At 32.2% G+C, this 11,969-nt stretch carries 8 protein-coding genes and 3 pseudogenes; 10 read left to right on the forward strand and 1 reads right to left on the reverse strand.

What is annotated here, in order from left to right; all coding sequences use genetic code 11:
* Positions 1-101 precede the first annotated feature (101 nt).
* The 8 genes and pseudogenes from PP176A_RS16495 to PP176A_RS04290 all read left to right on the forward strand — a co-directional run bounded on the left by PP176A_RS16495 (position 102) and on the right by PP176A_RS04290 (position 9,658).
* A pseudogene (locus PP176A_RS16495) lies at positions 102-1,376 on the forward strand (AbiH family protein).
* Between the two features lie 148 nt (positions 1,377-1,524).
* A pseudogene (locus tag PP176A_RS04255) lies at positions 1,525-3,063 on the forward strand (IS1182 family transposase).
* Between the two features lie 245 nt (positions 3,064-3,308).
* Positions 3,309-3,464, forward strand: a pseudogene (locus tag PP176A_RS04260) (IS256 family transposase); the annotation flags it as partial.
* A 530-nt stretch (positions 3,465-3,994) separates the two neighbouring features.
* Positions 3,995-4,912: a restriction endonuclease gene (locus PP176A_RS04265; RefSeq protein ID WP_071139223.1), complete on the forward strand. Its 918-nt coding sequence runs from the start codon at positions 3,995-3,997 to the stop codon at positions 4,910-4,912.
* Positions 4,913-5,522: 610 nt separating this feature from the next.
* Positions 5,523-7,088, forward strand: coding sequence for a murein biosynthesis integral membrane protein MurJ (murJ, locus tag PP176A_RS04275; RefSeq protein ID WP_071139225.1), 1,566 nt, complete (start codon positions 5,523-5,525; stop codon positions 7,086-7,088).
* Positions 7,089-7,756: 668 nt separating this feature from the next.
* Positions 7,757-8,065, forward strand: coding sequence for a type II toxin-antitoxin system Phd/YefM family antitoxin (locus tag PP176A_RS04280; RefSeq protein WP_071139226.1), 309 nt, complete (start codon positions 7,757-7,759; stop codon positions 8,063-8,065).
* Positions 8,055-8,366 (forward strand): type II toxin-antitoxin system RelE/ParE family toxin, encoded by a 312-nt coding sequence (locus PP176A_RS04285; protein ID WP_071139227.1) that lies wholly within the window; start codon positions 8,055-8,057, stop codon positions 8,364-8,366. Before PP176A_RS04280 ends, PP176A_RS04285 begins: the two co-directional genes overlap by 11 nt.
* Positions 8,367-8,533: 167 nt before the next feature.
* Positions 8,534-9,658 (forward strand): radical SAM protein, encoded by a 1,125-nt coding sequence (locus tag PP176A_RS04290; RefSeq protein ID WP_071139228.1) that lies wholly within the window; start codon positions 8,534-8,536, stop codon positions 9,656-9,658.
* Between the two features lie 107 nt (positions 9,659-9,765).
* Here PP176A_RS04290 and PP176A_RS04295 read toward each other — a convergent pair whose 3' ends face one another.
* Positions 9,766-9,978: a DUF1659 domain-containing protein gene (locus tag PP176A_RS04295; RefSeq protein ID WP_083381781.1), complete on the reverse strand. Its 213-nt coding sequence runs from the start codon at positions 9,976-9,978 to the stop codon at positions 9,766-9,768.
* A 198-nt stretch (positions 9,979-10,176) separates the two neighbouring features.
* Here PP176A_RS04295 and PP176A_RS16175 point away from each other — a divergent pair, with 198 nt between their 5' ends.
* Positions 10,177-10,338, forward strand: a complete 162-nt coding sequence (locus PP176A_RS16175; RefSeq protein WP_159429032.1) for a hypothetical protein — start codon at positions 10,177-10,179, stop codon at positions 10,336-10,338.
* Positions 10,339-10,619: 281 nt separating this feature from the next.
* Positions 10,620-11,759, forward strand: a complete 1,140-nt coding sequence (locus PP176A_RS04300) for an HAD family hydrolase (protein WP_071139229.1) — start codon at positions 10,620-10,622, stop codon at positions 11,757-11,759.
* Positions 11,760-11,969 lie beyond the last annotated feature (210 nt).

Consider the following 11,969-nt stretch of genomic DNA (forward strand, 5'->3'; position numbering starts at 1 on the left):
AGCATAACAAAAAGAAAAGATATATTGGAATCAGGTAAGATGAATGGGTTTAGTAAAGTAATATTTGCAAGTATATATAAATATTGGATAGAGGGGTAGTCATGTCTAAGAAAAAGATTTATTTATTAAAATGTATTGAATGTGGAGCAGATTTTTTTACAGAAGGGGAAAGAAATTTTTACAAGAGTAAAGATCTTAATATGCCTAAACGATGTAAAGCATGCCGTATTAAAAAGAAAGATAGGTATGAACAAAAACGAAGAACAGAAGAAAAATTGGAGAAACAAAAAGAATTAGAGGTATTTTTAATAACCTTTCCTTTTGGACAGATAAAGAAATCTCAAGTAAATTTGACAGATCCTAGTTCTACGCTTTTTATTATTGGTAACGGATTTGATTTAATGCATGGTGTTCCATCAAGTTATTATAATTTTCGGAATTTCATAGGCGAAAATAATATATTAAGGTTTACATTAGAAACTTATATTAGGAAAGATGACATATGGGGAAATTTTGAAAGTAGTTTAGCATATTTAGATCGTGAAATGATGCTTATTACAATAGATGATTGGTTAGATAATTTTGATGTTCTTGATGAAAAAGAAGATGATTTTTCAGCTACTGATTTTTTTGCTGCTTAAGATATATCGACATCTCCTGTATATATTTTAACCCAAAAACTTCCCAAAAAGTTTAGGAGATGGGTAAACACTTTAAAACCTAATAGTCAGTTAAAACCGCTGAAAGATTTGTTGAGAATGGATTCGAGGTACATTAACTTTAATTATACAGAGTTTTTAGAAACAATCTATAGTATATCTATGAACAATATATTATATATCCATGGAGATAGAAGAGATAAAAAAGCACAACTTGTACTAGGACATGGGCATAATACTGAAGAGGTATTTGAAGAATGGTATCAATCCAATAAAAAGCGGAAGGAATTTCAACCAATGCTACGAGGTAGAAAAGGACGATTTTATAGAAATGATAATCCAGTCTACTTGGGTTATTTTTTAGAAGATGAAAGTAAGGGAAATTGGAAGAGTCAAATGAGATATGATGCAATTGATAACACAGTAGGCATAATTGAAGGTTATTATGATGACTCTGCTAAGAAAACTGAAGAGGTTTTAGCCAGGAATCAGGAGTATTTTAAATCGCTTGGGAATATTAAAGATATAGTGGTAATTGGCCATTCACTATCAGAAGTAGATTATCATTATTTTAAAAAAATAATAAATCGTAATGAAGATAGAAGTAAGATGAAATGGCACATTAGCTGGCATAGTATAGATGGCTTGAAAAAAATAATAGAATTTTCATCAGTAATGGATATAGATGATACTAACATTGAGGTTTTCAAAGTATAAAGAAAACCAAGGGGACGGTCCGAGACCACTGAAAAACGATGTAATAATATGTAAGATAGTTAAAATCAATTAAATATGAAAAGCAAAATCCTCCTTAATTTGGTATAATGGAATTGATAAGAAACCACACCAAAAAGGAGGATTTGTTATGCTTAAAGACAAAAATAATCAGTTAAGCATCTACTCAATATTATATAATAAAATACCTCAAAATCATATACTAAAATTAATAAATAATTCCATAGACTTAAGTTTTGTAACAAAATTACTTGAAAAATCCTACAATAAGTATTACGGAAGACCGGCTAAAGATCCTGAACTTATCATAAAACTTCTCATTTTACAGCATCTATATAATTTATCAGATGAAAAAGTTATTGAAGAAGCTTCATTAAACTTAGCATATATGTATTTCCTTGGAATTAACCCTGATGAGAATTTACCTGATTCCAGTCTATTGGCAAAATTCAGAGTACATAAATTAAAAGATATAACTTTAGATGAAATAATAAGTGAAATAGTAAGACAATGTTTACAAAGAGGAATAATAAAAGATGCAGGAATAAGTATAGATACCACTCATACAGAAGCTAATACCTTTAAAGCTACACCTGAACGGGTAATGAAACGTCTAGCAAAGAAAATTTTTAAAACTTACGAACAAGAATCAGGCAAACTTCCGGAGCAAATAGATCAAAGCATACCTGATTATAAAGAAATAACAGACCATAAAGAGGCAAAGGAAGTTATGAAGACATATCTTCAAGAGGAAATAAATAAAGTAGAAAATATAATAAACAAAGAAGAAAATCCAAAGACGTATAAGGTTGTAGAAAATGCGAAGGAAATTTTAAAAGATCCAAAATTTATAGAATAAAGGGGAGTACGTTCAATAGTAGACCAAGATGCAAGAGTAGGGCATAAAAGTAAAGCAGATAAATTCTTTGGATATAAAACAGAATATGTAATAACGACAAAAAACAGGATAATAATAGCTGTAAGAGTAGATAATGGAGCGTATGTAGATGGAACAAAATTTGAAGAACTAATAGAATTGACAAAGAGAAGTGGATTAAAGATAAAAGAAGTATATAGAGATAAAGCATATTTTAGGAAACCAATTTTAGATAAAATAAAGGAAATAGAAGCAAAAGCATATATACCAGTAAGTGAAATGGCATATAAAATAGATGAAACGATATTTAGTTACAACAAGGATTCAGACGAATGGTTCTGTAGTGAAGGGAATATGACAATAGATAAAAAACACAAGATAGAAAAAAGCGGTAAACAATCATATAAATATTATTTTGAGAAAGAGAAGTGCAGGAATTGTTCAAAGAGGAAAGAATGTAATGCAGGGAAACAGGTAAGGAAAATACTCTCAGTAGGAATAAATACCCCAGAATTTTATTTGTATAGTCAAGAACAAAAGACAGAAGAATTTAAAGAGAAATATAAAGAGAGAGCATGTCAAGAATGGGAAAATGGAGAAATGAAAAATCATCATGGGTTAAGCCGAGCCCGAGGGTACGGATTAAGAAGCATGTCAATACAAGCAAAATTAACAGTAATAGCAGTTAATTTAAAGAGGATAGCAAAGATACTATCCTCTTTAAATTATTATATTTTAGATAATCTCATATTAAAATTGAAAATTTATAGGGAAACGATAATTTTACCATAAAAAAGTTTTTTAGGGGTACTTTTTCAGTGGTCTCGAACGGTTCTACTGGATGCATTTATTAGAATATGATAATTAGATGTTTCGTTTGCTATAAAACGTAAGATGTGGGGAGTTTTTATTTATTGAAGTTTGATATACTAATGGGCTATTTACTTGGTAATGTAAAATAATCTGTGCTTTTGTGAAAATAAATGCTCTTTTCTGGCAAGAATAAAATAATACGAAAGCCAGAAAGGAGCATTTTTATGTCAACACTATCAAAAGAAATATTAAGGGAAATGATAGCAGAGGGAAATCTAAAAACAGCGAGGGATCTTCATTCATATCTAAAAGATATGTTTAAAGATGCTCTTCAAGAGATGTTAGAGGCAGAATTAGAATATTCTAAAGGAGATAAGAGAATAAGCAGACGGATCCTTGTATTATATATATTTTAATTACTATTCTTCCTCCAATTCGATTTCTTCGATTTTTTCACTTTAAGCAGGGGAAGAGACTGAAGTCCTGCAAACTCAGGTTTCATCTTAGATTTATACTTATATTATTTTAAACTCATTTTTTCATCTTCTTCTACTTCTTATATATAGAAGATAAAAGGAGATTTTACTATTGCGACTTTTAGAGAAGAATTTATAGTATTTATGAAAATAAAGGAGGAATATCCGGAACAGTGTAGAATTTATAATAAGATATTAGATAATTTATGAAAATTGATGTTGGAAGATTATAAATGAGAATTTTTATACATTTCTAAATTGTAAATCTGAAGGAAATGAAATGGCAATAGCCAATTATATTCAAAAGAAATTTCTATTGAGTTTGTATATAACATTTAAAACAGGATATATGGAATAAATAAGATTGTTTGAGGTAAATAGGATATATTTTCTCGGAAGTGATAAAATATTTCAATGAAACAGGAGGATGGAAAATGGCTGTACCAAAATATGATGAGTTAATGAAACCACTGCTGGAAACAGTGAAAGATGGGAAAATATATAAAATCAAAGATGTTTGTGATATTTTGGCACGGCAGCTGAAATTGGGTCCGGATGATCTTTTTGAAATGTTACCAAGTGGCAGACAAACTGTTTTTCGCAATCGAATTGGATGGGCTAAAACATATTTGAAGAAGGCTGGATTAATTGATAGTCCAGTAAGAGCATCTATTGAGATTACTGAAACTGGCAAGAAAGTTCTTCAAGAGAATCCTGAAAAGATTGATTCAAAGTATTTAGAAAAGTTTTCGTCATTTAGAGATTTCGAGTCTGCATCTTCATCGGATGAAACCATTATTAAGAAATTAAGCACTGACAAAGTTACGGATCTTACACCGGATGACCAGTTGGAAGAAGCTTATAAGCAAATCAATTCAAGTCTTGCTTCGGATTTATTAAGCGAGGTTATGAAAATATCTCCTTATACTTTTGAAAAACTAGTCGTTGATCTTCTCTCAAAAATGGGTTACGGCACAGTAGCTTATGGCAGTCATGCTACTACTGTTTCGGGAGATAATGGAATCGACGGAGTGATTATGGAAGACAAGCTCGGTTTTTCACTTATATATATGCAGGCAAAGAAATGGGCACAGGATAGAGTTGTCGGACAGCCGGAAATTCAGAACTTTGTGGGAGCAATTGCGGGTAAACATGGAGATGGTTTATTTGTCACTACAGCGAAATTTTCGCAAAAGGCAAAAGACTACGCACAAATGCACCACATTATTTTAATTGATGGAGAAAGGCTGGTAAATCTTATGATTGAATATAATTTTTGCGTTTCTGTTCGCAAAACATTTGAAATCAAAGACATTGATACGGATGCTATGAGTGAATATCAGGAAGATTGAGACGTGGATGAGAGGATTCCAGAGTTTGAAAATGGACGCTTCACTCGTCCATATTAAGTTTTATTTATTTGTAAGCTGATACAATAATGAGTTATTTGTTTATATGTAGCTTGGAAGATTTTATGGCTGTATAAAATCTTCCAAGATTTTTTGTATTATTTCTGAAGTTGTTTTTTCAGCTTTTTCAGTGCGGCTGTTTTGGTGTTTATCACGGTCCTGTAGGATATTTTCAATATACGGGGTATTTCCTTTATGTTTTTGTTTGATAAATATTCTTACGCAACGGAGCTGTGGGGTCCGGTGTGACGAGAGCCATCCAGACATGGGGACAACCATCCCTGTTAAGTTTTTACTTATATACTTTAAAAAATTTTTGATATACATCTTCAATATGGTTGTTCTTCCTATTTTTTATAGATATTGCAATGAGGCTGAGTTCTATCTTAAAAAAATTAATTTCTATTGAAATCCGTAATTCAATGCTTGAGGTTTTATTGTAAGACAAAGAGAATTTAAAAGTAGGTTTATGTATTGAATGATGTAGCTATAAAATGATATAATTCGTATGAAGATTTTAAAATATTTAGACTGAGATAAAAAGGAGTAAAATATGAGCAAATCAAGACAAGCAGCCAAATCAGCCTTTATAATAGTTGTATTTACTTTAGTGAGTAAGTTTTTAGGATTTCTTAGAGAAATTCTTATTGCAGCAAAATTTGGTTCCGGAATGGAAACGGATACGTTCTTTGTATCACTTACTGCTACAGGAATAGTTACCGGATTTTTAAGCAATGCTGTTAGTACAACTTTTATTCCTATTCTTTCCGAGATAGAATCTAAGGAAGGCAAAAAAGGCAAGTTAGAACATACAAACAATATATTAAATTCCATGTTTTTTATTTCTTTAATTTTAGTTTTTATAAGCTGGGTTGGTGCACCGGTTATTATAAGACTATTGGCAAAAGGTTTTGAAGGAGAGCAGTTTAATTTAGCCGTACGATTAACAAGAATAGGGTTGCCTATGATTTTATTCAGCGGAATTATTGGAACTTTTACGGGCTATCTTCAATCTGAGGAAAGGTTTTTATCTTCATCGGCAATAGGGATTCCGTTTAATTTTGTTTACATCTTTTTTCTGATATTTTTTTCTGATAAATTTGGAATAAAAGGGTTGATGGCAGCAGCAGTGTTGGCTGTAATATCCCAATATATTATACAGATTCCTGAGGCTAAAGCTGCAGGGTATAAATATGAATTTAAATTTAATATCAGAGATAAATACATAAAAAAGGTTATCGTACTCAGCTTACCTGTACTAGTCAGTGTAGTTATAAATGATATAGGTGCAATTATAGACAGAACTTTGGCTTCCGATTTATCAACGGGGAGTATTTCAGCTTTAAATTATGCCAATAAATTAAACGGATTTATATTAGGTGTTTTTATATCTGCCATAACCACTGTAATATTTCCTATATTATCTAGGGCATCCAGTGAAAATAATATTAGCAGCTTAAAAAAGGTTATGAGATATGGAGTCAATTTCATACTTATGATTACTGTACCGGCTACTGTTGGACTTGCAGTATTGGCTAAACCAATAGTAGAAGTTGCATTTGAAAGAGGAGTTTTCGACAGTACCGCAACCGTTATGACTTCACAGGCACTAATGGCATATTCTATAGGTTTGGTAGGCATGGCACTTCAGCTTTTACTTAACAGAGTATATTATTCTTTACAAGATACAAAAACTCCCATGTTAATCGGGGGTATAGGTGTAGGTATAGACATAGTACTTAATATAATTTTGGTGAAATTCATGGCTCATATAGGGCTGGCTTTATCTACCAGTATAGGTGCTATCGCCGCTTCTATTATGCTGTTATACGGTGTGAAGAAGAAAGTAGGCTCATTAGGGACTAAAAACTATATTATTACATTCGTAAAAACAGGACTAGCTTCTGCTGTAATGGGTGCTGCTGTATATTTGATTTACCATGAATTATATGGAATGTTAGGAGTATCTAAACTATATAATTTGATATCACTATTAGCCGCAGTAGGGTCGGGAGTAATAATATACGGAATATTGTGCTATTCCTTTAAAGTTGAAGAAGTTAGGGATATGGCGGCAAGGATTAGAAAGACAAATATTCTTCATAGAAATAAGGCATGAGGATATTAAAGATAGAAGTATGGGGAAGTTTTGCTTTTGGAAATGAAGGGAAAGTGATGAATTACTTGAAAAATATCGATAATGAGAGTTTCAGAGTTTATGAAAGCTTGCGGAGCATTTGAAATATGTTATTGGTAATTAATTAGATGTTGATTGTGAATATAATAGGAATATTGAGGATTTGCATAATTCCAAAAAAATACATATTTTTGAATCTGAAATTAAAAAGGTTATTAAACTAAAAGAAGAAAATCAAAATATTTCTAACATTATTGATGATAAATATCGTGAAATCTCAGTAGTACCGGATATTATTGTTCATACAACGAGGTAAGGATTCAAATAACACTTTAGCCATTGAGGTAAAAAAATCAAAAAGCAGGGTTAGTCAAGATTATGATTTAGAAAAACTTAAGTGTTATACAGACACAACTTATGATATAATAATTTAAAATATGAATATGGAATCTTCATAATGTTTTATACCGGAGAATCGCAGGTTGAATATCCTAAAATAACATGGTTTTAAAATGGGAAACAAATAAATGAGCAATAAGGCAAGGCGGTGTTTCAGTAACTTGACTCTATCCTCACAAGAAGAATAACTTGATAAAATAGTCATATTATGATATTATATGACTATAGAAATATCGAAATGAGGTGATAGCATGGAAGCAGTAATCAGGCCATCGTCAGATTTAAGAAATCATTATAATGAAATTTCCAAGCAGTGCAAAGAATCAAGGAATGCTGTTATTATTACTGTAAATGGACGAGGTGACACAGCAGTTCTTGGATTGCAGGATTACTATCAGATGAAGTCGGAGCTGGAACTACTCAGAACACTTGCGGAGGCGGAAGATGATGTAAAAAATGGAAGATTAGCATTAATGCAGGGTTCTTTTGATGATCTTCGTACGTCTTTACTAGAAAGGAAGCAAACTTTCAAAGAAGGCGGAAAGTTGGATGAGGTATAAAATATTACGAACGGATAAAGCAGAGGAGCAGCTCCGTGAAATCATTTTTTATATTGCAGGTGATTCGGGTGATATTAATATTGCACTTGGATATTTAGATAAGATTGAAACAGCAATCAATCGTCTTCAGGAGTTCCCGGAGTCGGGAAGTGTTCCCAGGTATTCGATTCTAAAAAAGCAAGGGTATAGAGTATTGATTGTTGGAAGACATCTTATTTTTTATAAAATAAATGAAACAGATAAGTTAGTTATTATATATGCCATTGTAGATGGGAGAAGAGAATATCGTAATTTGATATAAAAGGTGAAAAAGCATTCAGGTTAAATCTGAATGCTTTTCTGCCATGGCAAGTGCAAGTGGCAGGGAAACATTTTGTACTCCAAGCAAGGGCAGGGTATAGTTGCAGAAGAGGAATATGTGAAAAGCACGACAAGAAGATTTAAATTGATTTTTCAGGAGGATATGTTATGAAAATTTCGAAAAAAGATGCATTGATATGGTTTGAATTTTTTTCAACATTGCCGGAGGATGAGGAACTTATGACAAAACAACAGGAGATTGTTTACTCTACCTTTGCACAAATTGAGGCAGCGGTTGATCATAGAAATGATATGTTAATGTCTGAAATCAGAGGTTTGAAAACTTTGGAGAATAGAACTTATTTTGTGGGAGATAAAAGCAAATTTCCCAAAGGGTGCCGTTCATGCCTCTTCGGAACCGGTTTGAGTGCAATCAGGAAAACGAACAAATGCAACTTGAAGTGTAAGTTCTGTTATGATTACGGAGAGACAGATGATATTCCCCCAATTGGCGAAGGCATGTGGGAAATCGGAGGCACAAAATTTTATGAGAAGGATATTGATTTACTTCTTTCCGTCCAGCAGAAATCCACAGGCATTTCTTATGTTTATTTAGAGCCGTTCATGGAAATCGAAAAATATTATTCGGTTATAAAAAAGTTTAGTGATGCTCAAATTTATCAGCATCTATATACAAATGGAACTTTAGCCACGGAGGAGACATTGAAAGCATTAGGCGAAGCCGGTCTTGATGAGATACGTTTCAACCTGGGCGCCTCTGATTGCTCGGACAAGGTCATTGAAAATATTGGGATAGCGAAAAAATATATTAAAAATGTAGGTATTGAAACTCCAATGACTCCTGAATTTTTTAAAAGTTTTTTTAAGAAAAAGCAAGCAATCCTGGACACAAAACTCGATTTTATAAATTGTGCAGAATTACATTTGAATGAGAATAACATATACAACTATAATGGAGAAAACATGTATATTTCAAGATTAGGTTATATATCTCCGATCTGGAGCAGGGAATTAACTCTGAAATTCATGAAAATAGCCGATGAGGAAAACTGGGATTTAGCAGTTCATGATTGCTCGAACCATACAAAGTTTGCTAGAGATTTAAATTTGGGTAGCAAAGAGGGAAAGTGGTTTGGAGCCAGTAATTATGCCTGTGAGTTTTCGAGAATTCCATACGAAGTATTTTTACCAATACTGCGTGATGACAATTTCAAATTTTTAAGTGAAGAAAAGTTGCCTGACGGCTATAAACCAGGAGAATTGATTTTTTAGAGAAATGGAAGATGTGGGACACTTCATTTGTCTTTTTTGATTCCGTCATTTGAATTTACTCCTCCTTTCTTGATTTTATATATTTGAATTATATTCTTCCTCTAATTCTATTTTTCAATTTTTTTCACTTTAAGAACTGTCAGGGGTTGAAATGCCGATATAGAACCGGCAACCTGATAAAATTTTTCGTGCTCAGTATTAGGCTTTATATTGCCATAAGTCTTGGATTTGGTTATTTGTTTATCTCCATCCATTCCTTCGTCAAACTCAAGTTTCATTTTTGATTCGTACTTATATTTCTTTATTGCTATTTTTTTCACCTCCTTTTACTTCTTATATAGAAAATAAAAGGGGATTTTACTATTGTGATTTTTAGAAAATATTTTGTAATATTTATGAAAAATAAGAAGGAACATCTTGAATATTGTAGAATTAATATAATAGATTGATAAATAATTTATAAAAATTGATGTTGATTAAATGAAAATACAACTTTAGAAGACATTATAGCGGAAAGAATGGTAAAAAAATTTGATGTTAAGAGATTAAAGATATTTAAAGGCAGTGATTATGGAGTGAGTAAAGTTAAGATTATAGACATGTTCCCGAGAAACGGGGTATGTGGAGACGGTCGGTTTGATATCAAAGGTTTGAAAAGCAATAGCCGTAAAAATGCTTGATTTCAGGGCATTGCAGATTTTCAGCGTCAGATGACAATTGGTTGTAGAATGATTGAAAACGTTTTGCGGAAACTTATCCGGATTTCAAAATGTGACAGGGTTGTGTGTCGGACTTGGATGTCACGATTTCTGTGTTGAGTATAGATGTCAAAATCGTGCTGAGTGGGTGAAATGGATGTCAGGGTGTTTTGAAAGGAAGATATATTGAAAAAAGTAAAATATTTTCCGTAAAACACATATTTAATTTGCTAAAAAGACATCACCGAGAAAGGAAGCTGACAATGAGTAAAGAAAATGGACGTAAAAATCCTATAATTGCAATATGTTATGATTTTGATAAAACGTTGTCTCCTGATGATATGCAGGCGCAAGGCTTTATTCAGTCTGTTGGTTTTGATGTTAATGACTTTTGGGAAAAATCGAATACCCTAGCAAAAGACAATGACATGGATCAGAACCTTGCATACATGTATGAAATGAGCGTTGAGAGTACCGGAAATGTATGGATAACAAAAGAATCTCTTGCTGAATATGGAGCAAAAATAAAGCTTTTTCCTGGCGTAGAAGATTGGTTTGATAGAATAAACGCTTATGGAGAAGAGAAGGGCGTAGTGGTTGAACATTATGTTATCTCATCAGGATTAAAAGAGATGATAGAGGGAACAGCAATAGCTGATAAATTTAAACGTATATATGCCTGTTCGTTCTATTATGGTGAGCATCATAATGCAGTTTGGCCTGCACAATCTGTTAATTATACGAATAAGACGCAGTTCTTGTTTAGAATAGAAAAAGGTGTTCTTGATGTATATGATCAGAGGGTTAATGACCATTTTCAACCTTCTGAAATGAGAATACCATTTAAAAATATGATATACATCGGAGACAGCGATACCGATGTTCCGTGTATGAAACTTGTAAATGAATATGGTGGGTATTCTATAGGCGTTTATAATCCAGACATAAGTGATAGGACAAAGGTATTTAAAATATACAAAGATGGTCGAATTAAACTATTTTCATCAGCTGATTATACAAATGGATCAGAACTAGACACCATGATTAAATCAATAATCGATAAAGTTTCTGTTTCTGAAGCAATCGAAAATTACTATCTTGATTGTCAAGACGAGGTTGCACGTGATGGCAGAATGCCAGATGAAATTGAGCAAGATAATTTAATTTCTAGTTTGGAAGAAAGTGATAGCTTTGCACGTACTCATGCGATCATTAAAAAATGTTTACAGTATAAAAAATGGTCACAGGAACGAACTTATCGCCTTTGCAATATTGCAATAAATAACTCTCAAATATCTTCGATATTAGTTGATTATGAGATTAAGCTGTTTTATAATAAAATTCTTGACGATGTCAGTACTCTAAATGAAGATTGCGAAACAGTGCGGAAACGTATTAAATAAAATTTCTCTTTGTGGAGAAAAAAGTGTAAGGATAACGATGAAAATCCTATAGGATACAGAAATGGCCTGAACTTCAACTTGGACGTAGTCGAAAAATAAGTGGATAGTATGGATTGTCTAAAATCTATCGACACAAAAGAGTAATCGAAGATTTTATTCCATTTCCAAGCAATGAGTACACCTTATAGAAGGCTGCACTGTTATCTCTTT

This window comes from Sporanaerobacter sp. PP17-6a, from assembly GCF_900095615.1.
Taxonomy (GTDB): domain Bacteria; phylum Bacillota; class Clostridia; order Tissierellales; family Acidilutibacteraceae; genus Acidilutibacter; species Acidilutibacter cellobiosedens.

Coding starts and splice junctions, on each gene's coding strand:
- PP176A_RS04265 (WP_071139223.1), top strand. CDS start 3,995: ATGGCTGTACCAAAATATGATGAGTTAATGAAACCACTGCTGGAAACA.
- PP176A_RS04290 (WP_071139228.1), top strand. CDS start 8,534: ATGAAAATTTCGAAAAAAGATGCATTGATATGGTTTGAATTTTTTTCA.
- PP176A_RS04300 (WP_071139229.1), top strand. CDS start 10,620: ATGAGTAAAGAAAATGGACGTAAAAATCCTATAATTGCAATATGTTAT.
- PP176A_RS16175 (WP_159429032.1), top strand. CDS start 10,177: ATGGTAAAAAAATTTGATGTTAAGAGATTAAAGATATTTAAAGGCAGT.
- PP176A_RS04285 (WP_071139227.1), top strand. CDS start 8,055: ATGAGGTATAAAATATTACGAACGGATAAAGCAGAGGAGCAGCTCCGT.
- murJ (WP_071139225.1), top strand. CDS start 5,523: ATGAGCAAATCAAGACAAGCAGCCAAATCAGCCTTTATAATAGTTGTA.
- PP176A_RS04280 (WP_071139226.1), top strand. CDS start 7,757: ATGGAAGCAGTAATCAGGCCATCGTCAGATTTAAGAAATCATTATAAT.